Origin of the sequence: Mesorhizobium sp. M7A.F.Ca.US.010.02.1.1 (assembly GCF_004023085.1) — a bacterium.
Taxonomy (GTDB): Bacteria; Pseudomonadota; Alphaproteobacteria; order Rhizobiales; family Rhizobiaceae; genus Mesorhizobium.
This window is the reverse complement of the sequence record NZ_RZRV01000006.1, coordinates 40,779-63,557: the sequence shown is the minus strand read 5'-3', so window position 1 is coordinate 63,557 and position 22,779 is coordinate 40,779. Positions and strand designations below refer to the sequence as shown.

At 62.8% G+C, this 22,779-nt stretch carries 26 protein-coding genes; 11 read left to right on the top strand and 15 right to left on the bottom strand.

The window, feature by feature from the left end; translation table 11 throughout:
- Positions 1–140 precede the first annotated feature (140 nt).
- Complete coding sequence (locus EOA19_RS08475; RefSeq protein WP_031212950.1) at positions 141–656, top strand: GNAT family N-acetyltransferase; 516 nt, start codon at positions 141–143, stop codon at positions 654–656.
- Positions 653–1,681, top strand: coding sequence for a histone deacetylase family protein (locus EOA19_RS08470; protein WP_128303302.1), 1,029 nt, complete (start codon positions 653–655; stop codon positions 1,679–1,681). Before EOA19_RS08475 ends, EOA19_RS08470 begins: the two co-directional genes overlap by 4 nt.
- Before the next feature lie 15 nt (positions 1,682–1,696).
- On the opposite strand, the gene EOA19_RS08465 is transcribed toward EOA19_RS08470, so the two are convergent.
- The 3 genes from EOA19_RS08465 to EOA19_RS08455 form a co-directional block, all read right to left on the bottom strand.
- Positions 1,697–2,962 (bottom strand): cysteine desulfurase-like protein, encoded by a 1,266-nt coding sequence (locus EOA19_RS08465; protein ID WP_128303301.1) that lies wholly within the window; start codon positions 2,960–2,962, stop codon positions 1,697–1,699.
- A gap of 53 nt (positions 2,963–3,015) precedes the next feature.
- Positions 3,016–4,083 carry an aldo/keto reductase gene (locus EOA19_RS08460; RefSeq protein WP_128303300.1) on the bottom strand — a complete coding sequence of 356 codons (1,068 nt, stop codon included), beginning with the start codon at positions 4,081–4,083 and terminating at the stop codon, positions 3,016–3,018.
- Positions 4,084–4,198: 115 nt separating this feature from the next.
- Positions 4,199–4,654: a hypothetical protein gene (locus tag EOA19_RS08455; RefSeq protein ID WP_023810362.1), complete on the bottom strand. Its 456-nt coding sequence runs from the start codon at positions 4,652–4,654 to the stop codon at positions 4,199–4,201.
- Positions 4,655–5,066: 412 nt separating this feature from the next.
- Between EOA19_RS08455 and EOA19_RS08450 the strand changes: the two genes are divergently transcribed.
- Positions 5,067–5,231, top strand: a complete 165-nt coding sequence (locus EOA19_RS08450) for a hypothetical protein (protein ID WP_128303299.1) — start codon at positions 5,067–5,069, stop codon at positions 5,229–5,231.
- A 61-nt stretch (positions 5,232–5,292) separates the two neighbouring features.
- Here the strand turns inward: EOA19_RS08450 and EOA19_RS08445 are convergent, their stop codons facing one another.
- Complete coding sequence (locus EOA19_RS08445; RefSeq protein ID WP_128303298.1) at positions 5,293–5,799, bottom strand: DUF1993 family protein; 507 nt, start codon at positions 5,797–5,799, stop codon at positions 5,293–5,295.
- A gap of 137 nt (positions 5,800–5,936) precedes the next feature.
- Here EOA19_RS08445 and EOA19_RS08440 point away from each other — a divergent pair, with 137 nt between their 5' ends.
- The gene (locus EOA19_RS08440) at positions 5,937–6,989 is read left to right on the top strand and encodes a DUF1176 domain-containing protein (RefSeq protein ID WP_128303297.1); all 1,053 of its coding nucleotides are present in this window, start codon (positions 5,937–5,939) and stop codon (positions 6,987–6,989) included.
- Positions 6,990–7,016: 27 nt separating this feature from the next.
- On the opposite strand, the gene EOA19_RS08435 is transcribed toward EOA19_RS08440, so the two are convergent.
- The 7 genes from EOA19_RS08435 to EOA19_RS08400 all read right to left on the bottom strand — a co-directional run bounded on the left by EOA19_RS08435 (position 7,017) and on the right by EOA19_RS08400 (position 13,629).
- A complete protein-coding gene (locus tag EOA19_RS08435) occupies positions 7,017–7,868 on the bottom strand; it encodes an alpha/beta hydrolase (RefSeq protein WP_128303296.1) in 852 nt (283 codons plus the stop codon).
- 239 nt (positions 7,869–8,107) lie between these two features.
- Entirely contained in the window at positions 8,108–9,718 is a 1,611-nt protein-coding gene (locus tag EOA19_RS08425) for a molybdopterin-binding/glycosyltransferase family 2 protein (protein ID WP_128303295.1), read from the bottom strand.
- Positions 9,719–9,784: 66 nt separating this feature from the next.
- Positions 9,785–10,522: an XdhC family protein gene (locus EOA19_RS08420; RefSeq protein ID WP_128303294.1), complete on the bottom strand. Its 738-nt coding sequence runs from the start codon at positions 10,520–10,522 to the stop codon at positions 9,785–9,787.
- A 6-nt stretch (positions 10,523–10,528) separates the two neighbouring features.
- On the bottom strand, positions 10,529–10,867 hold the full coding sequence (locus tag EOA19_RS08415) for an XdhC family protein (RefSeq protein ID WP_128303293.1): 339 nt from the start codon (positions 10,865–10,867) through the stop codon (positions 10,529–10,531).
- A 60-nt stretch (positions 10,868–10,927) separates the two neighbouring features.
- Positions 10,928–12,172, bottom strand: a complete 1,245-nt coding sequence (locus EOA19_RS08410; RefSeq protein WP_128303292.1) for a VWA domain-containing protein — start codon at positions 12,170–12,172, stop codon at positions 10,928–10,930.
- Positions 12,173–12,175: 3 nt separating this feature from the next.
- Positions 12,176–13,105 carry a MoxR family ATPase gene (locus tag EOA19_RS08405; RefSeq protein WP_128303291.1) on the bottom strand — a complete coding sequence of 310 codons (930 nt, stop codon included), beginning with the start codon at positions 13,103–13,105 and terminating at the stop codon, positions 12,176–12,178.
- Positions 13,102–13,629 (bottom strand): flavin reductase, encoded by a 528-nt coding sequence (locus tag EOA19_RS08400; RefSeq protein ID WP_027036962.1) that lies wholly within the window; start codon positions 13,627–13,629, stop codon positions 13,102–13,104. The genes EOA19_RS08405 and EOA19_RS08400 overlap by 4 nt, the downstream gene beginning before the upstream one ends.
- A 179-nt stretch (positions 13,630–13,808) precedes the next feature.
- Here EOA19_RS08400 and EOA19_RS08395 point away from each other — a divergent pair, with 179 nt between their 5' ends.
- Together EOA19_RS08395 and EOA19_RS08390 are read left to right on the top strand one after the other, a co-directional pair.
- Positions 13,809–14,882, top strand: a complete 1,074-nt coding sequence (locus EOA19_RS08395) for a branched-chain amino acid ABC transporter substrate-binding protein (protein ID WP_128303290.1) — start codon at positions 13,809–13,811, stop codon at positions 14,880–14,882.
- The gene (locus tag EOA19_RS08390; RefSeq protein ID WP_128303289.1) at positions 14,882–15,907 is read left to right on the top strand and encodes a P1 family peptidase; all 1,026 of its coding nucleotides are present in this window, start codon (positions 14,882–14,884) and stop codon (positions 15,905–15,907) included. Before EOA19_RS08395 ends, EOA19_RS08390 begins: the two co-directional genes overlap by 1 nt.
- Positions 15,908–15,916: 9 nt before the next feature.
- Here EOA19_RS08390 and EOA19_RS08385 read toward each other — a convergent pair whose 3' ends face one another.
- Positions 15,917–16,171, bottom strand: a complete 255-nt coding sequence (locus tag EOA19_RS08385) for a DUF2171 domain-containing protein (RefSeq protein WP_013532118.1) — start codon at positions 16,169–16,171, stop codon at positions 15,917–15,919.
- A 128-nt stretch (positions 16,172–16,299) separates the two neighbouring features.
- Between EOA19_RS08385 and EOA19_RS08380 the strand changes: the two genes are divergently transcribed.
- The 4 genes from EOA19_RS08380 to EOA19_RS08365 all read left to right on the top strand — a co-directional run bounded on the left by EOA19_RS08380 (position 16,300) and on the right by EOA19_RS08365 (position 19,616).
- A complete protein-coding gene (locus EOA19_RS08380; RefSeq protein ID WP_128303288.1) occupies positions 16,300–17,025 on the top strand; it encodes a DUF2259 domain-containing protein in 726 nt (241 codons plus the stop codon).
- Between the two features lie 107 nt (positions 17,026–17,132).
- Positions 17,133–17,546: a hypothetical protein gene (locus EOA19_RS08375; protein WP_128303287.1), complete on the top strand. Its 414-nt coding sequence runs from the start codon at positions 17,133–17,135 to the stop codon at positions 17,544–17,546.
- Between the two features lie 59 nt (positions 17,547–17,605).
- Entirely contained in the window at positions 17,606–18,907 is a 1,302-nt protein-coding gene (gene purB, locus EOA19_RS08370) for an adenylosuccinate lyase (RefSeq protein WP_128303286.1), read from the top strand.
- A gap of 7 nt (positions 18,908–18,914) precedes the next feature.
- Entirely contained in the window at positions 18,915–19,616 is a 702-nt protein-coding gene (locus EOA19_RS08365) for a metallophosphoesterase family protein (RefSeq protein WP_164892884.1), read from the top strand.
- A gap of 41 nt (positions 19,617–19,657) precedes the next feature.
- Here EOA19_RS08365 and EOA19_RS08360 read toward each other — a convergent pair whose 3' ends face one another.
- Positions 19,658–20,473, bottom strand: coding sequence for a VOC family protein (locus tag EOA19_RS08360; protein WP_023810345.1), 816 nt, complete (start codon positions 20,471–20,473; stop codon positions 19,658–19,660).
- Positions 20,474–20,722: 249 nt separating this feature from the next.
- Between EOA19_RS08360 and EOA19_RS08355 the strand changes: the two genes are divergently transcribed.
- Positions 20,723–21,277, top strand: coding sequence for an alpha/beta hydrolase (locus tag EOA19_RS08355; protein ID WP_128303284.1), 555 nt, complete (start codon positions 20,723–20,725; stop codon positions 21,275–21,277).
- 6 nt (positions 21,278–21,283) lie between these two features.
- Here the strand turns inward: EOA19_RS08355 and EOA19_RS08350 are convergent, their stop codons facing one another.
- Both EOA19_RS08350 and EOA19_RS08345 read right to left on the bottom strand, forming a co-directional pair.
- Positions 21,284–22,057 (bottom strand): HpcH/HpaI aldolase/citrate lyase family protein, encoded by a 774-nt coding sequence (locus EOA19_RS08350; protein WP_128303283.1) that lies wholly within the window; start codon positions 22,055–22,057, stop codon positions 21,284–21,286.
- A gap of 126 nt (positions 22,058–22,183) precedes the next feature.
- Positions 22,184–22,504: a DUF1476 domain-containing protein gene (locus EOA19_RS08345; RefSeq protein ID WP_013532126.1), complete on the bottom strand. Its 321-nt coding sequence runs from the start codon at positions 22,502–22,504 to the stop codon at positions 22,184–22,186.
- Positions 22,505–22,779: the final 275 nt, after the last annotated feature.

The window sequence follows — 22,779 nt, the reverse complement described above, 5'->3', positions numbered from 1 at the left end:
GGGGGAGATCGGATGTCATTTCGGCTTTCGCTAACTTCCAACGTTGCAGGATGGGCGGTAGTATCAAAACTGCCAATCTCCCTCCTTGCGGGGGAGACGTCCGGCAGGACAGAGGGGGGTGCCTGGGCACCGAACCTCCGATGATTGTCCCCCCGCCCAATATCCTCCTTCGACTCGGCACTCTCGACGACGTCGAAACGATCCACGCGGCGATCCTGAAACTCGGCACCCATATCGGCGCGCCCGAGGAGATCATTTCGACACCGGACGATCTCAGAACTTACGGCTTTGGTGAAAAGCCATCCTTCTCCACCCTGATCGCCGAAGTCGGCGGCGAATTTGCCGGGCTCTGCCTGCATTTCCCGATCTTTTCGACCTGGATGGGGCGGCCTGGCGTCTATGTGCAAGACCTCTATGTCGAGGATCGTTTTCGTGGCCGCAAGATCGGCGAGCGGCTGCTGCGGCACGTTGCGGCGCAGTGCCGGAAAGAAGGCGGCGTGTATCTGAGGCTATCCGTCGACACCGACAATGAGGGCGCCAAGGCCTTTTATGAAAGGCTGGGCATCGCCTGGTCGAGCTACGAACAGACCCAGAAGATCATCGGCGATGCCTTCTTTGCCTTCGCCGACACGGCCGAGAATGAGGAGCAGGAATGAAAGCCTTCTACGCCGAGGAACAGAAGCGTCACGACCCCAAGGCCTTTCTGTCAAGCGGTGCGGCGCAGCCCAATCCGGAAAAGCCGGAGCGCGTCGAAAGATTGTTAGCCGGCGCATTATCCGCCGGTTGCACGATCGAGCGGTCTCGGGATCATGGGCTCGGCCCGGTCGCGGCTGTGCATACGCCCGAATATCTGGATTTCCTCGAGCATATCTACGCGCGCTGGCAGCGCATCGAGGGCGCTTCGGCCGAAGTGATCCCCAACATCCATCCGATCGCGCGCAACGGCTCCTACCCGGCCTCGGCAGTCGGGCAGGCCGGCTACCACATGGCCGATACTGCTTGCCCGATCTCGGGCGAGACTTGGCAAAGCGCGCTGTGGAGCGTCTGGAGCGCGGTCGATGCGGCCGAGGCGGTGATGTCAGGCGTACCGGCCGCCTACGCGCTATGCCGCCCGCCCGGTCACCACGCCTTTGCCGATGTCGCCGGCGGCTTCTGTTTCATCAACAATTCGGCCGTCGCCGCACAGGCTCTGCGTAAGCAGGCGGCACGTGTGGCGATCCTCGATGTCGACCTGCATCACGGCAACGGCACGCAAGGCATCTTCTATGCACGACCGGATGTGCTGACCGTCTCGCTGCACGCCGATCCCGTGCGTTTCTACCCGTTCTTCTGGGGCCATGCCGACGAGCGCGGCGAAGGGCCAGGCCTCGGCTACAATTTCAACCTGCCGCTGCCGCGCAAATCCGCCGACGCGGCGTTTCTCGAGGCGCTCGAGGTGGCGTTCCAGCGCATCCGTGCCTTTTCGCCGGACGCGCTGGTCGTGGCACTCGGCCTCGACGCGTTCGAGGGCGATCCGTTCGGCGGACTTTCGGTGACGACGCCGGGTTTCTCGCGCATCGGCGAGGCCATCGCAAAGCTCGACCTGCCGACGGTCATCGTCCAGGAGGGCGGCTACCTCTGCGACGAACTCGGCGACAATCTCACCGCGTTCCTCACCGGCTTCGGCGGCAAGATGCGGTGAGTACTCAAGCCAGTGTCAGGAGCGCTGCTGCCTGAGCATGGCGATGACCCGGTGCACGCTCTCCAGCGTCTCGTCGATTTCGGCAGATGTGTTGTAGTGAGCGATGCCGATGCGCACGGCGCCATACTCGGCCGGGATGCCGAGTTGATGGACGATCTCCCAGGCATAGTTGTGCCCCGACCACAGGAAGATGTTCTCGGCGTTCATCTGCCGTACGATCGTCTCCGGCACGATGCCGTCGACGGTGAAGGACACCGTCGGCACGCGCTCGCCAATCCGCTTCGGATCGGTGATGCCGTGGATGGTCAGACCCTCGATATCGGACAGACCGTCGATCAGCTGTTGCGCCAGCGGGTTTTCATAGGCGATCGACACCGCGAACGCCTTGGCGATCTTCTGCCTTCGCGATCCACCCTCGCCCGCTGCCGCGCCAAGGTCGGCGAAGTAATCGACCGCGGCCGTGAGGCCGGCCATCAGTTCGATCTGCGGCGTGCCCAGCTCGAACCGCTCCGGCAGGCCGTTGGATGAACAGCGGCACTTGTAGGGTTTCAGATCATCGATGACATCATGCTGGCCCCACAAAATGCCCATATGCGGGCCGAAGAATTTGTAGGCCGAACAGATCAAGAAATCGCAGCCGAGCTCCTGAACGTCGATCAGGCCGTGCGGGGCGAACTGCACGGCATCGACATAGACCAGCGCGCCGGCGTTCCTGGCGATGGCGCTCAGCGCCTTCACCCGGTTGATGGAACCAGTCAGGTTGCTGGCATAGTTCAACGCGACCAGCCGGGTCCTGTCGGATAGCAACCCGGCGAGCGTCGCCTCTTCGACCTGCCAGCTCTTTTCGTCGAACGGCAGCCAGCGCACGACGAGGCCGAGATCCTCGGCCAGCTGCAGCCAGGGCGACACATTGCCCTCATGGTCCATGCGGGTGAGGATGATCTCGTCGCCGGGCTTCATCGTGCGGCCGAGCGTGCGCGACATGTGATAGGTCAGCGTCGTCATGTTGGCGCCGATGATGATTTCTTCCGGGCTCGCCGCACCAAGGAAATCGGCCATTGCCCGATGCGCCTCATCGACGACGGCCTGCGCGGCAATCGTCGTTTCGAAATAGCCGCCAAGGTTGGCGTTGGTGGTCAAAAGACAGCGCGACACGGCGTCTGCGACGACTTGCGGCACCTGCGTGCCGGCCGGATTGTCGAGATAGATGCGGCGACGGCCCTTGTCGGTCAGGGAGAGAGCGGGAAATCTTTCGCGGACCAGCTCGATCGGAAAATTCATTGTTGCCCTTCTCCCATTGTAATCATTGGATTCGGCCAGCGGCCAATCCCCGTTCAAGGACAGGGATTACCGACCCGCTGATGGATCGCATCCACCGCCTTCTGCATTTCTTCGGTCCAGACGACATCGACGGAAGACAGCGCCATGTCGAGCTGCGAAAGCGTCGTTGCGCCGACGATGTTGGAGGTTACGAACGGCCGGCTTGAGACATAGGCATTGGCAAACAGTGCCGGCTCCAGGTCAAAGGAGCGCGCCAGCTCATTGTATTCAAGTTGTGCTTCGGCAGCACCTGGCGTCTCGTAGCGCTGGCCGCGGTTGAATAGCTGCGTGCGCGAGCCCTGAGGCCGCGCGCCATGGTCGTATTTGCCAGTCAGGTATCCCTGTGCCAGCGGCGAATAGGGCAGCAGCGACACTTGCTCGCGCTCGCAGACCTCGGCGAGGTTCACCTCGAAGGTGCGGTTGACGAGATTGTAGGCGTTCTGGATCGACGCGACGCGCGGGCCGATGTCCTTGTCGGCTTCGGCAAGGAACCGCATCACGCCCCAGGAACTCTCGTTCGACAGGCCGAAATGGCGTATCTTTCCTGCCTTCACCAGTTCGTCGAACACGGCAAGCGTCTCGGCGACCGGCGTTTCGTCGGCCGGTGCGCCGACGGAATCGGCGCGCGGCGACACGGCGCCGACGCGCGTCGGGTTGGCGCCCCAGGGGATATCCCGCTCCGGCCAGTGGATCTGATAGAGGTCGATATAGTCGGTGCCGAGCTTGGCCAGCGACTTGTCGATGGCGTCAAAGATATCGGCGCGCACCAGTTGCGACGGCCTGTCGCCGCGAAACCAGCTGTTGGCCGTGCGGCCGACGACCTTCGAGGCAAGGATTACCTTGTCGCGGTTGCCCTTGGCTTTCATCCAGCTGCCGATGATCTTTTCGGTCCACCCTTGCGTCTCCGCCTTGGGCGGGATCGGGTAGAGCTCGGCGGTATCGATGAAATTGACGCCGCGCGAGAACGCCAGGTCCATCTGGGCGTGGCCTTCGGCCTCGGTGTTCTGCTGGCCCCAGGTCATGGAGCCCAGGCAGATCTGGGTAACAAGAAGATCGGTCCGACCGAGACGACGCTTGTGCATGGAATTCGGCTCCGGAGGAAGGCTGGCGCGACTGCGCGGAGGAAGCCGCATCTATAGGCAAAGCAGAGCCGCTCTCCAAGCCTCGCCAGAGCGACTTTTGCGTGAACCAGCCGGGTTAGCGGCGAGCACCTGCCAATGCACGGCGCTTGGCCTCGTCGATCAGCATGTTGGCCACTTGCATGCGGATCATGGCGCGCTGGCGCAGATGCGGGGCGACACGGTCGGGATGGTTGGCAAAGGCAAAGCTGCGGCGCATGCGACCGAAATCGGCGACCTGCTTGGGCTGATTGAGGCCGAGTTCCATGGCGATGGCTTCGGGATCGATCGGCGGCAGCTTTTCCTCGGGCTTTGGCTCTTCGCCGGCGAGAGCCAGCTTGGCATGATCGAGCAAGGCGGCGAATTCCGTCGCCAGATCCGCGCCCGCCTCGCGATATTCGGCAGCGGAAACCTTGATGCGGCCGGAATGGAGTTCATCGGCCACCGAAAGATAGTCGAACGGGATGGATGGACGAGCGCCGGCCTCTTCGCCCTCGCCATTCTTGTCGGGGGCGATGAAGAGGTCGTCGAGCAACGAAGCGAAATCCCGCTTGGCGCCAGTAGCGATGTCAGCCTCCCCCTCGCCCGACCATTCGGGTATCAAAGCATAGAACCGGCTCGTTAAAAATGCATGGCACCGATCTTAACGAATTTAGCCTTCGCCTCGTCTACCGCTTGACCCACCGCAATCCCAAAAACAAAAGCCGGACTGCATTTTCACGCAGTCCGGAATTCGCCAGGAGTGGCGAGGAAAAACCGGCCATGTAGCCAGCATTCGAGGCTACGGTGCGCGTCGGCCAAAAGTTTCACCGGGTTGCAGAAAATGGCGAAAGATTCGCCAAGGCAAAAATTCGCCAAGACATGGCAGGTATGCAAATGCTGCACTGCACAATTGTCACGATTCACCTATATTGGCTGGCGTGGAGGACCAATTTGGGGCTTGAATCATGGGTTTCTTCACTGAAATGTTCGCCCGGCCTCGGCCGCAGGAATATCTGAGATACCGCTCGGCGCTCGCGCTGCTTCATTCGATGAGCAATGCCGACCGCGCCGACATCGGGATCAAGCCGGCCGACTTCCCCCGCATCGCCCGCGAAATGTCCGTTCGCTAGCTGTATCCGGTGTTCAGGATGTCCCGGATCGCTCCGGGACACCTCCAAAAAACTCAACTCCTTAGCGCGACCCCAGAAACGTCGCCTTGCCCAACGGCACACCGTTGTGGCGAAGGATGTCGTAAGCCGTGGTGAGATGGAAATAGAAGTTGGGCATGGCCACATGCAGCAGATACTGCAGGCCGGGCATCGAACTTTCCCGTCCGCCAAGCTTCAGCTCGATGATCTTGTCGTCGGAGCCGTCGAATTCGGCAGCCGAAAATGTCGCGAGAAGGTCGAGCGTCTTCGTGATGCGAGCCTGGATATCGGCAAAACTCGCCTCATTGTCCTCGTATTTCGGCACTTCGCGGCCGGCGAGCCGTGACGGCGCGCCCTTGGCATGATCGGTGGCGATCTGCACCTGCCTGGTCAAGGCAAACATGTCTGGCGCCAGCCGCGCCGTCAGAAAAACCTGCGGGTCTATCTTGCGGTCAAGCGCATTCTGTTCGGCGGTCGCCAGCACATTGGAAAGCGCTTTCAGTCTGGCCGAAAACACCGGCACGGACGCCTCATACATCGATATCGTCACGTCAAATCTCCTGCCCGGCCGAACGCCGGCGGACGCGACGTAGCGCCTTCGCGCGCGATTCTTCAAGTCCGTCGAGCCTGCGTCACCACGTTGCCGCAATCGCCATCGTAGAATCCTCTATCGAGCGGAGGTTCCCGATGAGACGCGCCCTTTTCGCAGCGACTGCCTTTCTCTCCCTGGCACCGATCGGCCAGACGGTATTGGCTGCCGACGATGCCCCCGAAGCGCCCTATATCGACGATCGGTCGAGCGCCGATGCGGTTGTCCGTTCGCTGTACAGCGCCATCAGCCGGCACGAATTCGCCCGCGCCTGGGGGTATTTTGGCGATACCAAGCCGGCAAATGACTTTGACAGTTTCGTCAAGGGCTTCGACGGCACCGACAAGGTCGAGGTCGAGACTGGTGCTGTTTCAGACGAAGGTGCGGCGGGCAGCATTTTCTACAACGTCCCCGTCGCCATCCGCGCCACCGACAAGAGCGGCGGCGAAAAGGTCTTTGCCGGCTGCTACACGCTGCGCCAGGTGAATGCCCAGATCCAGGCAGCGCCGCCCTTCGATCCAATCCATATCGAAAAAGGCGCGCTGAAACCCTCCACCGCCGATTTCGAAGAGGCGCTGCCGCCAAGCTGCGGCGATGGCCCGCCACCGCCAAAGAAAGACACCGCACTGGAACAGGCCAAGAAAGCGTTTCTGGCAACCTATGGCGACCAGTGCGACAAGCAGTTCCTCGCCAATGAGCCGACCGTTTTTTCGATCAAACACAAGGACAAGGATGCGCAGCCCGGCGATCCCGACAAGGAGACGCGACTGTTCCATTTTTCCTGCTCGGCCGCCGCCTACAATGAAAGCTCGGTCTACTACATGACCGACGAGATATCGGGCGTGCAGCAATTGCAATTCGCCGAACCCAAGATGGACATCCGCTACGAGAACAATGACAGCAACGGCAAATTGCTGGGCATGACCATCGTCGGTTTCCAGACGTCCGGCTGGGCGGTCAATTCCGACTATGACGAGGTCACCCAGACGATCACCACGTTCAACAAGTGGCGCGGCATCGGCGATGCGTCCGACGCGGGGACGTATCTTTTCCGCAACGGCAATTTCTCGCTGGTCCAGTACGACGTCGATGCGTCCTATGACGGCGAGCAAAACCCGCAGACTGTCGTCGACTACAACACCGCGCCCTGAGCCTGGAAGGGCTTTCCGCGATGCCGGTCAGGGCGCCTTCGACAGCATCCAGTTGAGCGTGCCGCGCCAGTCTGTCATGCGGATCGGGGTGCCATGGGTGCCGGTCTCGAAACGGATGAAATGGGTCGGGTAAGTCTTCGATTTGGTCAGGATCGAGCGAAAGAACGCCTCCTGCTTTGCCACGGGGTAGACCACGTCGTGGCTGCCCTGGCCGAAGAAGACCGGCACGCGGCGCTTGAAGGCCGGGCTGGTGAAAAAGCTCTCATCCCACAGCGAACCGAGCAGCAGCAGGCCATTGATGCGTCCGCCCGTATCCTTGCGCGCGGCCAGCTTCCAGCATAGCGCGCCGCCCATCGAGCCACAGGCGACGAAGATCTCCGCGCCTGGCGACTGTTCGGCATAGTGACCGATCAGCGCTGCCACCTGCGCTGCTCCCTTGTCGCCGAAATCGGCAAAATCCGGGCTGAGGTAGAGGCCGCCATTGCCGGCCATCAGGTTCTTGAGCCGGTTGAAATTGCCGCCGAAGGTGAAGTCGTCGACACCCTGCTTGCGGCTGCCGCCCTGCCCGTGCAGATAAAGCACGATGATGCCGGCGCCCTCGGTCTTGCCGACGGCGACATGCCTGACATCGCCAGCATCGGTTTTCAGCAACAGATCCTGCTGCATCTTGCGGACGCCGGTGTCGGTGTATTGGGCGTTCACCCGGCGCTCAGGCACCTGGTCACGCTGGTTGATATCGCGCATCTCGCGGTAGTCGATGACCGTGTAGGCGCCGCTGGTGTCGGACGACAGCGTGGCCGGATAGGCGAAGAGATCGTCCTTGAAGGGTTTTAGTTCGAGAGCGGCAGCGTGGGCAGCTGAAGAAAACAAGAAAAGCATTGCCGTGAGGAAAGCGCGGCACGCCCCCCTCTGGCCTGCCGGCCATCTCCCCCTCAAGGGGGGAGATTGGATGCGCCTTCTGCTTTCACCAATCTCCAAGGTTTCAGGACGTGAGCTGCCGTCAAAGCTGCCAATCTCCCCCCTTGAGGGGGAGATGGCCGGCAGGCCAGAGGGGGGTAAAAGCGCCAACATGGAAGATGAAGTCATCCCTCTGGCATGCGTTTTTAGGCTTGGGTTTGTCAATCCTGCAGCACGCCGCCGGCGCCTTCGAGTGCCTCGCGTGTGTCGACATCGACTGACGCCGCCGCGCCGATCTCGACATCGATGACATCGAGCCCTTCGGTCTCGACCAGATGGCGCGCGCCGGTGTCGCCTTCGAGATGGGCGATCGCCGGAAACAGCGAGCGCGGCAAAAGCACAGGGTTGCCGCGCTTGCCGTCATGCGAGGCGCGGACCACCGCATTGCCGCCGGCCTTGCGGAAAGCATCGATCAATCTGTCGAGGTCGTCGGACGTGATATCAGGCATGTCACCGAGAACGATCATCACGCCGGCGGAATCCTCGGGCAGATATGCGATGCCGGCCTTCAGCGAGGTGGACAGGCCCTCGGTAAAATCGGAATTGTCGGCGAAGGTCACGTCGAGACCCGCCAGTGCCGAGCGCACCCGATCGCGCTGGTGGCCGGTGACGACGACAGTGCCGGACGCCTTCGAGCCAAGCGCCCGCTCAGCGGTGCGGCGCACCAGCGGCTTGCCGTCGAACAGCGCCAGCAGCTTGTTCGGCCCGCCCATGCGGCTCGACCGGCCGGCCGCCAGCAGCACGATGCCGACCTTGAGCTGAGATTTGGCCGGCAGCGGTTCGCGCGGCTGCGGCCGTGTCGGGATCTCCATCAACAGCCCGCCGACCCCCATGCCGGCAATATCTCTGGCGGTCACGTCGATACCGGCGATCAACCGGTCCAGCACCCAGTCGAAACCATTCTCCTTGGGGCTGCGGGCACAGCCGGGCGCACCGATGACGTGCTTCCCGCCGAGCGTGCCCAGCACCAGCAGATTGCCGGGATCGACCGGCATGCCCGCGCGGATGACTATACCACCCGCCCTCTCGATCGCCGCGGGAATGACATCGGCAAAATCGCTCATCGCCGAAGCGCCGAAGATCACCACCATGTCGTTGTCGCGCGCCAGGGAGACTGCGGCCTCCGCCACTGGTGCGATCTCATGCGGCGTGCGGCGCTCCGCAGTCAGCCTGCCGCCCGTGCGCGCCAGCCGCGCTTCGGTGACTCGCAGCGTCTTGTCCAGCACGGAAGGCTTGATGCCCGGCAGAACCGTCTGGATGACGCCGACACGCACCGGCTGGTAGGCGTTGACGGCAAAGATCTCACCGCCGGCGCAAATTTTTGTCGCGGCGTCGACCAGCGCTGAACTGACCGCGAAGGGAATGATCTTCACCGTCGCGACCATCTGGCCTTTCTCGACCGGCGCATGCTGCGCCAGCGTGGCGATGGTGATGGCGGGATCGATGGCATTGATGGCGTCGATGGCAGCGGCATCGACCGTGAAGATGCCCGGCGCCTTGGCATGGAGGTTGACCCGCCCGGTCGCGGCAGGCCTGGCCTCGATGCCCCGAAAGGCCATGCTCTCGGCAATCGTTTGCGCGGCCGCATCCTCGCCGAGGTCGTCCTCAGCCAGCACAGCCGCAACGACCTCGGAAACGCCGGCAGCCCGCAGCAGCGCCACATCTTCGGCGCTCAGCCTGTGCGCCTTGCGGAAGCGGCGTTCACCAGCGGTGGTGGAGTGCGCCAGCACCGCGCCTTCCGCGGTCTCGATCGGGATCGGGCCGAATTTCACGCCGCAGCGCCCGTAGAGCGCCGCGCGTCCTTTTGGACGCGCAAAGGACGCTCTACTACTTTGAATCTACGCATCGTGCTTTTCCAAAATCGATTTCGATTTTGGAGCCGATGCGGAGGCATCGAAACCGCGCGAGCGGAAGGCGTGGATCGCCTGGGCCAACACCGCAACGGCGATCTCTCCCGGGCTGGCAGCACCGATGTCGAGCCCGATCGGCGCATGGATACGGGCGATCTGATCGGCGCTCGCGCCCAGCGCCAGCAGGCGTTCGACCCGCTTGGCATGCGTCTTCCTGCTACCGAGCGCCCCGACATAGAAACAGTTGGCGTCGAGCGCGGCCTTCAGGGCGAAATCGTCGACCTTCGGATCATGGGTGACGGCGGCAAGTGCGGTGTAGCTGTCGAGCGGCTGACGCTTCAGCACATCCTCCGGCCATTCGGCATGAAGCGCCACATCGGGAAAGCGGTCCGGCGTGGCGAAAGCAGTGCGGGGGTCGATGATCTCGACGGGATAGCCGGCGATCCTGGCCATCGGCGCCAGCGCCTGGCTGATATGGACAGCGCCAATCACGACCAGACGCGGCTGCGGCAGATGCGCGTTGAGAAAGAAAGTCCGCCCCTCTGCTTCGACCGAACCGGAGTTGCCTGTGCGGAACGCCCTGGCGATCGCGGCGCCAAGATCGCCGGCGACCTGATCGCCCTCGCGCACGATCCTGTCGCGGCCGTCGCCTAGATCGGTGACAAGGATCGCCGCGCGGCGGGCACGGCGTTCGGTGTTCAGTGTTTTCAGTGCATATGGATCCATTGAAGATCAGCCGAGCCTTTCAACATAGACCTTGATGCGACCGCCACAGGACAAGCCGACCTGCCATGCGGTTTCATCGGCAACACCGAACTCCAGCATCCTGGCCTTGCCGCTGTCGATGACGTCGATGGCCTCGCTGACCACAGCGCCTTCGACGCAGCCGCCGGAAACGGAGCCGTGGAAATTGCCGTCGGCATCAATGACCAGATGGCTGCCTATGGGTCGGGGCGCCGAACCCCAGGTCTCGACCACAGTCGCGATGGCCACGTCCTTGCCGTCCTTCATCCAGCCCTCCGCAATGATCAGCGGGTCGCGGGCCTCATCCAGATAAATGCTGTTTTCCATGACCGTTTCTCCAGAAGTCTGTTTTTCTCGGGATCTGTTTTCCGGATGGGAAAGATATGGTTATGCGGCGTGCCTCGCGCCAGCTTCCAGCCATCGGCGCGGATCGACGGATTGTGCCGACTTCTTGTCCAGCGACGCGCAGAGATCGGCGAGCGCGTCGAGATTGTGCACCGAGCGGAACTCGTCGACATGCGGCAGCATCGTCTTGACGCCGCGGGCGCGCGCCTGGAAGCCGTCGAAGCGCAGCAACGGGTTCAGCCAGATCAGACGCCGGCAGGATTTGTGCAGGCGTTCCATTTCTTCTGACAGGCCGGCGACATCGTCGCGCTCCAGCCCGTCGGTGATCAGAAGCACGACCGCGCCCTGCCCCAGCACACGCCGCGACCATATCAGGTTGAACTCGGCCAGCGTGTCACCGATGCGGGTGCCGCCCGACCAGTCCCTGACCGCCGCCGAACAGTCGGCAAGGGCTGCATCCGGGTCGCGATGGCGCATCTGCCGGGTCAGGTTGGTGAGCCGGGTGCCGAAGACGAAGGTGTGCACGCGACGCCTTTTTTCAGTCAGCGCATGCAGGAAATGCAGGAAGATGCGCGTGTACTGGCTCATCGAGCCGGAAATATCGGCCAGCACCACCAGCGGCGGGTGAACCTCGCGCGGCGAACGGAACTTCGGCAGAATCAGCTCGCCGCCGGTGCGCGCAGCCGAACGCATCATGGCGCGCGGATCGATGCGGCGGCCATGCGCATCGGCCTTGAAGCGCCGGGTCCGCACCATGTCGAAAGGCAACCGCAACTGCGCGATCGCCTTCTTGGCGTCGGCCATCTCGGCGGCGTTCATCTGGGCAAAATCCTTGGCCCGCAGCACCTCGTTGCCGGAAAAGGTGAAGCGGGCGTCGACCTCGATCTCGGGAATTTCCTGTGGCGGCTGGTTCTTCTGGTGGCCCTCGAACATCGCCTGGCTGACCCGGTTTTCAGCGGCGCGTGGCTTCTGCTTTTCCCTGGTGTTGGGTGTCACCGGCGAAAACATAGCCAGCATCTTTTCGATCAGTTCGCGCGACTTCCAGAACAGCCGGAAGGCTTCGTCGAAAATGGCGTGATCCTCATGCCGCGACACCAGCACGGCGTGCAGCGTCCAGTAGAAATCGTCGCGCGAACCAATGCCCGCGGCGAGCACCGCCTCGATGGCGTCCTTGACCGAGGCCGGCCCGACCCGCATGCCCGCCTTGCGCAAGGTGCGGGCAAAATAGACGATGTTGTCGGCGATTCGCCCGTGCGGCATGGCCTCTTTTGGCTCGGGGCGCAGCATCGCCTACTCCGCCGCCGAAAGCTCGGCCTTCACCTCGTTGAGGATGCGCCGGCCTTCGCCCTGTTCGATGCGGGCAATGTCGTCCTGGTATTTCAACAGCACGCCGATCGTGTCGGAGACGGTTTCAGGATCGAGCGCCACCTTGTCGAGCTCGGTCAGCGCGCCGGCCCAGTCGATGGTTTCGGCGACGCCCGGCACCTTGAACAGCTCGATCTGGCGCAGCTTCTGGATGAAGGAGACCACTTCGGCCGAAAGGCGCTGGTTGGCCTGCGGCACCTTGCGGCGCACGATCTCCAGCTCGCGCTCGGCATTGGGATAGTCGACCCAGTGATAAAGGCAGCGCCGCTTCAGCGCATCGTGGATTTCGCGGGTGCGATTGGTGGTGATGATGACGATCGGTGGTTCTTCCGCCTTGATGGTGCCGAGTTCGGGCACCGTCACCTGGAAATCGGACAGGATTTCGAGCAGGAAGGCCTCGAACGCCTCGTCGGTGCGGTCGAGCTCATCGATCAGGAAAATCGGGGCAGCGCCCGTCTTTCCGGTCAGCGCATCGAGCACCGGGCGGCGGATCAGGTATTTTTCGGAAAAGACGTTGCGCTCCATGGCGGAGCGCTCGACCTCGCCGGCCGCCTCCTCCATGCGGATCTCGATCATCTGCGCGGCGTAGTTCCACTCATAGACGGCGGACGAGACGTCGAGGCCTTCATAGCACTGCAGGCGGATCAGCCGGCGGCCGAGCGCCTGTGCCAACACCTTGGCGATCTCGGTCTTGCCGACGCCGGCCTCGCCCTCGAGGAAAAGCGGCCGCTTCATACGCAACGACAGGAACAGCACGGTCGCCAGCGACCGGTCCGCCACATAGTCCGCACCGGTCAGGAGATCGAGCGTCTCGTCGATCGTCCGTGGCGCGGCGCGCGGTTTCAGCTCGGTCATTCTTTCTCCGTGAACGCCGCCGCTCCGCTTTCCAGTACGTGGTAGCCGCGGGCGTGGTAAATCAGCGGCCGCAAATTATCGCCCATACGCAGACCTGTCACCTTGCCAAAAAGCACACGATGGGTGGCCAGATCCTTGGTGTCGATCAATTCGCAGTCGAACACGGCGAGCGCGCCTTTCAGCGTCGGTGCGCCGGTAGAGATCACATCCCATTCGCCAAGCGCGAAACGTTCCTCGACCGGCAGGCCGGTGATGCCGGAAAAGCCGACCGACAGCGGCTCCTGGTGCGAGGCCAGCGTGTTCAGGGCAAACCTGCCGTTTTTCACGAACAGCTCATTCTTGGCATTTTCGCGGTTGAGACAGACCAGGATGGTGGGCGGCGTGTCCGACACCGAACAGGCGGCGATCACCGTCGTGCCGCGCTTGCCGGCCGGCCCGTCGGTGGTGACCACATGGACGTGGCCGGCAAAGTGGCTCATCGCGTCGCGATAGGCCTGCGGCCCAATGTCGTTCTTCTTCAGCACCGTAAATTTTCCGTGGTCAGGATCCTACCGACATATATGGCCAGACATAGCCCGCCACAAGCGAAGCGCCTGAGCCATATCCCGAAATTCGCGTGTTGCACCAAGGCCGGGCAGCCTTTAGGTCTTGGCGGTAATAGTGCCGGGAGCATAGAGCCGGCACGGAGGGACCCATCGCTCGAATGCGACCCAGGACAAGAACAATAGCGGCGCTGTTCTGGCTGTTTCTGGCCAGTGCCGCGGATGCCCAGACGCTGCTCGTCGGCGTCTCAGCGCCCCTGTCGGGACCATCGGCCATTCTCGGCAAGCAGATCGAGGCCGGCACCGGTCTGGCCGCCGAGGCGAACGGCATCGAACTCAAGACGGTGGATGATGCCTGCACCGCCGATGGCGGCGCTGCCGCGGCCAGGGAATTTGCCGCCGCCAAGGTCAATATCGTGGTCGGCTTTCTCTGCACCGAGGCCATCGAGGCGGCGATGCCGATCCTGAAGGATGCCGGCATTCCGGTCATCACCGTTGGCGTGCGGACCGAAAGCCTGACCGACCGCCGCGCCAAGACTGGCTGGCCGGTCTATCGCCTCGGACCACGCGGCGACGATGAGCGCAACACCGTCGCTTCTGCCCTCACCCATCTGTGGCAGAACGAGCTGTTCGCCATTATCGACGACGGCACCATCTACGGCCGTGAGATCGCCGAGACGTTGCGGGCAGCGGCCGAACAGGCAGCGCTGAGGCCGGTATTCACAGACACGTTCCGGCCACAGCTCGACAACCAGATCGGCATGATCGGCCGGCTGAAGAAGGCCGGCGCGACGCATGTCTTTGCTGGCGGCGACGGCGACGACATCGCCATCATGGGCCGCGATGCCGCACAGCTTCAGGCTGGCATCGTCTTTGCCGGCGGCGAAAATCTCCGCACACCGCCGGGCGACGTGCCCTATGCCGTGGGCACGCTGATGATCGCACCGCCTGAATGGGCCGATGTCGCCGATCCAAAAGTGCTGGCGGCATTTGACGCTAGGAAGATCGTGCCCGACGGCTATGCGCTGCCTGCCTACGCCGCGGTCGAAATCGCCAAGGCGGCATCAAGCTTGTCCGAAAGCTCGGGCAAGCCATTGGCTGAAGCCCTGACCGGGCAGGATTTCACCACGGCGATCGGGCCGATCCGCTTTGATGCAAAAGGCGACCTCAGCCAGAGCCCCTACCGCGTCTTCCGTTTCGACGGCACGCGCTTTGCGCCCTTGGAAAGCAACTGATGTTTCGCACCGGCCCACGCAACCTGATCACCGACGTTGCCGGCCTGCGCGTCGGCAATGCGTCCGACGCCAGGCTGAAATCCGGGGTGACGACCGTGCTTTGCGATGCGCCGACGGTGGCTGGCGTTCAGATCCTGGGCGGCGCGCCGGGCACGCGCGAGACAGACCTGCTCGAACCGCACAATTCGGTCGATGTGGTGCACGCCGTCGTGCTTTCAGGCGGTTCGGCTTTCGGCCTCGACGCGGCATCCGGCGTGCAGGCGGCGTTGCGCGAACGCGGCATCGGCCTCGAGGTCGGTGGCTTTCGCGTGCCGATCGTGCCATCGGCGATCCTGTTCGACCTGCGCAATGGCGGCGACAAGGATTGGGGCCGTTATCCGCCCTACCGTGAGCTTGGCTATGAGGCGGCGCAAACCGCCACCGCCGATTTCCAACTCGGCACGATCGGTGCCGGCACCGGTGCGCTGACCTCGGGGCTAAAGGGCGGCCTCGGCTCCGCCTCGACGCTGCTGGAAAGTGGCGTCACCATCGGCGCGCTGGCCGCCGTCAATCCGACGGGCTCGGTAACCGTCAGCCGAACCCGCCATTTCTGGGCAGCACCATTCGAAATCGGCGACGAATTCGGTGGGCTTGGCTATCCCTCGCCGATGCCGGACGACGCGAAAAGGATTCTTTTGAAATACCGCGACAAGCATATGGGAAGGCCGATGGAGACCGGCGGCAACACCACCATCGCCGTCATTGCCACCGATGCGGTGCTCACAAAAGCTGCCGCCAAGCGCCTGGCGATATCGGCGCATGACGGCTTCGTGCGCGCCATCTGGCCGACGCACACGCCGGCCGATGGCGACCTGGTGTTTGCGCTGGCGACGGGCACGAGCGGAATCGAACTTTCCGCCGACGCGGCGATCGACCTTTACGCCGCGGCTGGCGCCACCATGGCGCGGGCCATCAGCCGCGGCGTGTTTGCCGCGACGCCCTCCGAAAACGATCTATTTCCGGTCTGGTCGTCGCGCCCGGGGTAAAGCGATCGATCAGACTGGATCGGACTTTTCTTCCTCGAACGTCACCGCAACATCGGAATTCGCCGACAGCCAGACCTTCTTCCCGTCGACTTCGGCAATCAGGCTCAGGGGAATATAGTGATGATGGCCCTTGTGAGCGCCCTCGCCGCTATCGGCCTTGGTCAGCTTGATGCGCTGGCCATCGACCTTGTCGACAGTGCCGACATGCACGCCGTCGGCGCCGACAACTTCCATATGCTCGCGAATTTTGCTGGTGTCGGTCATGGTGGTTCTCCATTGGGACTGCCGACCATAACAAATGACGGGCCGATTGGATGCATCGGCTTTCGCACCGCACGACGTTTTGATTTCGGCGTGCTAGGGGATTGAGACGATCACGGGGGTGAAGACCGATGCGAATGCTCTTTCTGTTTGCCGTTGGCCTGCTTGCACAGTTTGCCACCTCGATCGCGGCTCATGCCGGCGATGTCGCCGAACTTGAAATCCTCGGCTTCACCAAGGACGGCAGCGTCTTTGCTTTCGAGGAATATGGCGTGCAGGATGGATCGGGTTTTCCCTATGCCAACCGCTACTACATCGACACCAGCACCGACAGCTTTCTCAAGGGCACGCCGATCCGGGTCCGGCTTGAGGACGAGAATGCCAAACTGGATGCGGCGCGCCTTCAGGCCCGGCAAAAAGGCGAAGCCATTGTCAGTCAGGCCGAGCTGAGCGCCAATCGCGGCATCACCGCGGGTTTCAACCCGGTGACCGAGCTTTCGGCGGATCCGCACCGGATGGCGGTCAATCCGCGCCCGATCTTTTCGCCGGTCGACCCACCGCTCGAGTTCCGGCTCGACGAGATCGGCATGAACAACACCAAGGGCTGCGAGAGCCAGGGCGAGATCAACGGCTTCCGGCTGCTGCGCATCGAGGCGCAGGATGGTGGCACCACCAAGCTGCTGCACGAGGATAAGGCGATACCGAAAAGCCGGGGTTGCCCGAACGGCTACCGCATCGGCGCCGTGCAGACCTTTTCGATGGACAGTCTCAGCGCCTATGCCGTGCTGATCGCGGTGCGCCAGTACGGCTTTGAAGGCCCGGACTTTCGCTGGATCGCGGTGACCGGCCGCCTGTGACACCGCTTGTCCCACCCGCCCCGCGCGATCGTTCGCTGAACCGCCTTCGCCGCGCTATACCGACGCCGCGCACTGCGTTTTATGGCGCCTTGCTATGGGCCACGACGATGGGCGCCAGTGCGCTCGTCACCCTGTTGTTGGACGACTGGGAGACGCCGGCGAAAATCCGCATTGTCACCGTACTGTTCGCGGTGGGAGCTGCGCTGGCCTTTCCTATCGGCCTGTTCGCGGCGCGGCTGGTTTCGCAGGGAAGACGCTGGGAAGTCGCCTTTGCCGCGGCCTTCGTGTGCCTAGCCGCGGCGACGATCGGCCTGACCGCCGGGCTGTTTGCCCTGCAGTACCGCTCCTACTATGCCGAGTGGCATGCGCCTGCTTTCACCCGCACCTGGGTCCTCCAGTTCGTCTTCACGACGTTGATTGCGCTTTATCAGTTCGTGGTGCTGGGCATCCGGCTCTATTTTCCAGTTGGTTTCATCGCTCTGTTTGCCGCGGGCGTCTGGTTTGCGCGCCAGCGGCGTTGAGCATTTTGCTCGCCTCTGTTAGGACGCGGGCAAACTTCTCGATATGTCAGGACTGACCGATGATCCCTCGCTATTCCCGGCCGGAAATGGTCGCCATCTGGTCGCCAGAAACCCGGTTCCGCATCTGGTTCGAGATCGAAGCCTATGCATGCGACGCGCTGGCCGAACTCGGCGTCATCCCCAGGGAAGCGGCAAAAACCATCTGGGAAAAGGGCGGGGCGGCAAAATTCGATGTCGAGGCGATCGACGAGATCGAGCGCGTTACCAAGCATGACGTGATCGCCTTCCTCACCCATCTTGCCGAATTCGTCGGGCCGGACGCCCGCTTCATCCATCAGGGCATGACCTCGTCCGACGTTCTCGACACCTGCTTTGCGGTGCAGCTTACCCGCGCCAGCGACATCCTGCTCGCCGACATCGATGGTCTGCTTGCAGCGCTCAAGCGCCGCGCCTTCGAGCACAAGGACACGGTCACCATCGGCCGCAGCCATGGCATCCATGCCGAGCCGACCACCTTCGGCGTCAAGCTGGCGCAGGCCTATGCCGAGTTCTCGCGCTGCCGCGAGCGGTTGGTGCACGCGCGGGAGGACATCGCCACCTGTGCGATCTCCGGGGCGGTCGGCACCTTCGCCAACATCGACCCCTATGTCGAGGAACATGTGGCGGCGAAGCTCGGCCTGAAGCCCGAGCCGGTTTCGACGCAAGTGATCCCGCGCGACCGTCACGCGATGTTCTTTGCCACGCTCGGCGTCATCGCCTCGTCGGTCGAGCGGCTGTCGATCGAGATCCGGCATTTGCAGCGCACCGAAGTGCTGGAAGCGGAAGAGTATTTTTCGCCGGGCCAGAAAGGCTCGTCGGCCATGCCGCACAAGCGCAACCCGGTGCTGACCGAGAACCTCACCGGCCTTGCCCGCATGGTGCGTTCGATGGCGCTGCCGGCGATGGAGAATGTGGCGCTCTGGCACGAGCGCGACATCTCGCACTCCTCGGTCGAGCGCATGATCGGCCCGGACGCCACCGTGACGCTCGATTTCGCGCTGTCACGGCTGACCGGCGTCATCGACAAGCTGCTCGTCTATCCCGACAACATGCTGAAGAACATGAACAAGTTCCGCGGCCTCGTGCATTCGCAGCGCGTCATGCTGGCGCTGACGCAGGCGGGCCTGTCGCGCGAAGACTCCTACCGGCTGGTGCAGCGCAACGCCATGAGAGTGTGGGAGCAAGGCGCTGATTTTCTTGAGGAATTACTGTCCGACAAGGAAGTGACCGCAGCGCTGCCGGAAGCCGAGATCCGCGAGAAATTCGACCTGGGCTATCACACCAAGCATGTCGACACGATCTTCAAGCGGGTGTTCGGATAGGATTTCCATGCGACTGGCTGTCCTTTCCGACATTCACGGGAATCTGCGCGCGCTTGAAGCGGTTCATGCGCGGATCAAGGACAATTCTCCCGACATCATCGTCAATCTGGGTGATTGTCTCTCCGGGCCGCTATGGCCGGAAGAAACCGCGCAATATTTGATTGCACAGAACTGGCCGACCGTGCGCGGCAATCACGACCGTGTGCTGATCGAGCCGCCGGCTTCCGGGCTGGAAGACGTCGATGCCTTTACCCACCATTGCCTCTCCCAGACGTCATTGGCTTGGCTTTTGGCATTGCCGATTGCCCTGACGCTCGCCCCTGAAATTCTGCTCTGCCACGGCAGCCCCAGCGACGACGAGACGTTCCTGCTCGAGGAAGACGGCGGCAATCACTTCTATCCATCCAATCAAAAAGAAATCAGACACAAGCTCGGCAGCATCGATGCCGGGCTGACCTTGTGCGGCCACACCCATACGCCGCGCGTCGTGCGGCTTTCCGACCGCCAGACGATCCTAAATCCCGGCAGCGTCGGTGTTCAGGCGTTTCCCGGCCTTACCGTGACCGGCAGCCCGCATGCCCGCTACGCCCTCGCCCGCACAAGCGCGGAGAATGGTCGTTCAGCCATCACGCGGTCAGTTATGACTGGGCCGAAGCATCCAGCCGCGCGACGGCGGCCGGCTTCGACAGTTGGGCACACGGATTGCTGACCGGTTACGCCGCCAGTTCTGTTTAAGAGCGCAGCGGGCGCTTAGCCGGCAGCGCCAGGCACGGTGCGGATCACCGTGCCCCACGGGTCTTCCCGCGTGGTTTCGGTGGATGCCTTGTCCGAACGCATCTCGACCCAGGCCAGACCTGACCGGGAGGGATCGCGGCGGCCTGCGCCTGAACTCTGCCAGGCGTTGGCGCCGATGTGGTGGTGATAGCCGCCCGACGACAGGAACACCGCCTGGCCGCCATATTTCGCCACCGTGTCGAAGCCGAATTCCTGGTTCCACCAGGCTTCGGCGTCTTCCGGCCTGCCGACACGCAGGTGGACATGGCCGACGATGCTGTTTTCCGGCGCGCCCTGCCAGCCGGCGTCACCCGCAGGCACTTCGGCAACGACGGACGGAATGTTCAGCCGCTCCGTTGCCATGGCAATCTTGTCGCCATTCCACTTCCAGTCCTGCGGGCGGCGGTCGGCATAGATCTCGATGCCATTGCCTTCGGGATCGGTCAGGTACAGAGCTTCGCTGACCAGATGGTCGGAAGCGCCCTCGATCGCGATCTTGTTCGATATAGCGTGGTTGATCCAGCGGCCGAGATCGGCGCGGCTGGGCAGCAGGAAGGCGGTGTGGAACAGCCCGGCGCTGCGCGGATCATCCGGCTTAGCTGAAGCGTCCTGCTCAAGCACCAACAAGGGACGGTTGGCGGCGCCCAGCGTGATCGAACCATCGGCACGGCTCAACTCCTGCAGACCGACAATTTCGCGGTAATATGCGGCAAGGCTTTCCGCGTCGCGCGCCTTCAGCCCGACGCGGGCAACGCTGACTGGGGTGGTGGCGGCAAAAGGCAACTCGCTCATCAAATGCTCCGTTCGACCGGCCTGCGATGAAGCTCCCAAAGCGAGAAGCCCCACTCCGCCGATCATTGTACGTCGTGTCAGTTCCAAAGTCAGGGTTCCCGCGCACGGCTGTTTCTTTTCCTGACCACAGATCGTCCATCGGCATCGTTCACACAAGACGCGAAGAAGCGAACATGGTGTTCACTATTGTGATCAATAGCGGCGTTCCTGCCGGTTGCACGAAGCGATGCCGCTCGCTATCTCAGCGCCATGAAGGTCAAGGAAGCAGATATCCTCATCGTGCCGGGCTACACCAATTCCGGCCCCGACCATTGGCAGAGCCGCTGGCAGTCGAAACTGTCGACGGCGCGCCGCGTCGAACAGGCCGAGTGGTCGAAGCCGGTTCGCGAGGACTGGACGGCGAGCGTCGCCAAGGCGGTCAACGAGGCCGAGCGGCCGGTTGTCCTGGTCGCGCACTCACTCGGCGTCGCCACTGCGGTGCAAGCCATTCCGCAATTCCGCAAGCCGGTCGCCGGGGCCTTCTTCGTGGCGCCTCCCGACGTCGCCAATCCCGAGATCAGGCCCAGGCACCTGATGACCTTCGGTCCCTACCCGCGTGAGCCGCTGCCCTTTCCCTCGATCGTGATCGCCAGCCGCAACGATCCGTTCTGCGCCTTCGATGTCGCCGAAGACATTGCCGGTGCATGGGGCTCGCTGTTCATCGATGCCGGCGAGACCGGTCATCTGAACGCGGATTCAGGCTTCGGGCCGTGGCCCGAAGGTTCAATGACCTTCGCCAAATTCCTGACGGATTTGAAACCCTGAGTTTCTTCAGGACCCGATCGAATCGCGGACGCTCTTGATCAGCGTTTTTGCGCCAAGCCCGATCAGCGAATGCTCGGAGCCCATGGCCAGCAGGCGATAGCCCATCGACACAACCCGGCCGGCAATTGCCGGCTCGACAACGTAGATCGCCGCATGTTTGCCGGCCTTGCGGGTGCGCTCGGCCACCGATGCCACAGTCTCCATCATGCTTTCCAGCGTCGAATTGACCGTGGCGCCATTGCTCCAGGCGATCGAGAAATCCGATGGACCGAGGAAGATGCCGTCGATGCCGGGCGTGTCGAGGATGCCGTCGAGCGCATCGAGGGCCGCACGCGTCTCGACCATGGCGAAGGCCATGGTGCGCTGGTTGGTGTCGCGCAGCCAGTCGGCCTGGTCGCCTTGGCCGTGGCGCGGAAAAGCGTAAGTCGGCCCCCAGGAGCGCTCGCCGAGTGGCGGGTATTTCATGGCGGCGGCGAACAATTTTGCATCGGCAACCGAATTCCCCATCGGCGCGATGACCGCCTCGGCGCCGAAATCGAGCGCGCGGCTTGCCATGTCGAAACGGCCAACGGGAATGCGCACCAGCGCCGGCTTGCCGGCAGCGAGCACCGGCACCAGGCCACGCAGCACGCTGTCTTCGTGATGGCCGCCATGCTGCATGTCGAGCGTGACGGCATCAAAGTCCTGCTTGGCGACGATTTCGACGGTCAAGGCATCCGGCACGCCGGACCATGCGGTGAACAGCGTTTCGTCGGCCGCGAGGCGGGACTTCAGGGACATGGGTACTTTCCTTGTTAACTCCGGCAGTTTCAGCCAGAAATCGCGACAAAGGCAAAGAAAAACCGCCCGGATAGGCCGGGCGGTCGATTGGTCCAGCGTATGGCCGGGATCAGCGCATGGCCCGGATCAGGTGTTCTTGATCTGCTCGATCGCCTGCGCCATCAGTTCGTCCATGGTGCGGCGGATCTGGTGGTCCGACTGCTCGACGCCGGCCGCGTCGAAATCCCCGCGGATTTTGCGGAACACGTCGTGGTCGCCGGCTTCCTCGATGTCGGAGATAACCACTTCCTTGGCATAGGCGTCGGCATCAGCGCCGGACTTTCCGAGCTTTTCGGCGGCCCACAGGCCGAGCGCCTTGTTGCGGCGTGCCGAGGCCTTGAACCGAAGCTCCTCGTCGAATGCGAATTTACGCTCAAAGCCCTCTTCGCGGTCTTTCATGCTGCTCATGGCGTCCCTCCGGTCAAATTCGATTCGTTGGCGGTGAATATGTGCGTTGCCAAAGCACAAACCAAAAGGTCGCGGGCCGGTCAATACGCTTCATCGCATGCTGCGCTGCGGCATTTCAGTCCCGAAAGCGGTTGATTGGAAGGATTTGCCGATTGAGCAAACGATGTGATTGGGATAGACCCGGCATTGAACCCTACCGTAGCCGCACTATTTCAGGCAGACGGACAGGAAATGGTCTGATACCGCCCTGTCCGGAACCCCAGAGAAAAATCCAG

What these genes read in the sequence shown, in the direction of transcription:
- EOA19_RS08475 (WP_031212950.1), top strand. Translation starts at nt 141, where the DNA reads ATGATTGTCCCCCCGCCCAATATCCTCCTTCGACTCGGCACTCTCGAC.
- EOA19_RS08470 (WP_128303302.1), top strand. Translation starts at nt 653, where the DNA reads ATGAAAGCCTTCTACGCCGAGGAACAGAAGCGTCACGACCCCAAGGCC.
- EOA19_RS08465 (WP_128303301.1), bottom strand. Translation starts at nt 2,962, where the DNA reads ATGAATTTTCCGATCGAGCTGGTCCGCGAAAGATTTCCCGCTCTCTCC.
- EOA19_RS08460 (WP_128303300.1), bottom strand. Translation starts at nt 4,083, where the DNA reads ATGCACAAGCGTCGTCTCGGTCGGACCGATCTTCTTGTTACCCAGATC.
- EOA19_RS08450 (WP_128303299.1), top strand. Translation starts at nt 5,067, where the DNA reads ATGGGTTTCTTCACTGAAATGTTCGCCCGGCCTCGGCCGCAGGAATAT.
- EOA19_RS08440 (WP_128303297.1), top strand. Translation starts at nt 5,937, where the DNA reads ATGAGACGCGCCCTTTTCGCAGCGACTGCCTTTCTCTCCCTGGCACCG.
- EOA19_RS08435 (WP_128303296.1), bottom strand. Translation starts at nt 7,868, where the DNA reads ATGCTTTTCTTGTTTTCTTCAGCTGCCCACGCTGCCGCTCTCGAACTA.
- EOA19_RS08420 (WP_128303294.1), bottom strand. Translation starts at nt 10,522, where the DNA reads ATGGATCCATATGCACTGAAAACACTGAACACCGAACGCCGTGCCCGC.
- EOA19_RS08415 (WP_128303293.1), bottom strand. Translation starts at nt 10,867, where the DNA reads ATGGAAAACAGCATTTATCTGGATGAGGCCCGCGACCCGCTGATCATT.
- EOA19_RS08410 (WP_128303292.1), bottom strand. Translation starts at nt 12,172, where the DNA reads ATGCTGCGCCCCGAGCCAAAAGAGGCCATGCCGCACGGGCGAATCGCC.
- EOA19_RS08405 (WP_128303291.1), bottom strand. Translation starts at nt 13,105, where the DNA reads ATGACCGAGCTGAAACCGCGCGCCGCGCCACGGACGATCGACGAGACG.
- EOA19_RS08395 (WP_128303290.1), top strand. Translation starts at nt 13,809, where the DNA reads ATGCGACCCAGGACAAGAACAATAGCGGCGCTGTTCTGGCTGTTTCTG.
- EOA19_RS08390 (WP_128303289.1), top strand. Translation starts at nt 14,882, where the DNA reads ATGTTTCGCACCGGCCCACGCAACCTGATCACCGACGTTGCCGGCCTG.
- EOA19_RS08385 (WP_013532118.1), bottom strand. Translation starts at nt 16,171, where the DNA reads ATGACCGACACCAGCAAAATTCGCGAGCATATGGAAGTTGTCGGCGCC.
- EOA19_RS08380 (WP_128303288.1), top strand. Translation starts at nt 16,300, where the DNA reads ATGCGAATGCTCTTTCTGTTTGCCGTTGGCCTGCTTGCACAGTTTGCC.
- EOA19_RS08375 (WP_128303287.1), top strand. Translation starts at nt 17,133, where the DNA reads ATGGGCGCCAGTGCGCTCGTCACCCTGTTGTTGGACGACTGGGAGACG.
- purB (WP_128303286.1), top strand. Translation starts at nt 17,606, where the DNA reads ATGATCCCTCGCTATTCCCGGCCGGAAATGGTCGCCATCTGGTCGCCA.
- EOA19_RS08365 (WP_164892884.1), top strand. Translation starts at nt 18,915, where the DNA reads ATGCGACTGGCTGTCCTTTCCGACATTCACGGGAATCTGCGCGCGCTT.
- EOA19_RS08360 (WP_023810345.1), bottom strand. Translation starts at nt 20,473, where the DNA reads ATGAGCGAGTTGCCTTTTGCCGCCACCACCCCAGTCAGCGTTGCCCGC.
- EOA19_RS08355 (WP_128303284.1), top strand. Translation starts at nt 20,723, where the DNA reads ATGAAGGTCAAGGAAGCAGATATCCTCATCGTGCCGGGCTACACCAAT.
- EOA19_RS08350 (WP_128303283.1), bottom strand. Translation starts at nt 22,057, where the DNA reads ATGTCCCTGAAGTCCCGCCTCGCGGCCGACGAAACGCTGTTCACCGCA.
- EOA19_RS08345 (WP_013532126.1), bottom strand. Translation starts at nt 22,504, where the DNA reads ATGAGCAGCATGAAAGACCGCGAAGAGGGCTTTGAGCGTAAATTCGCA.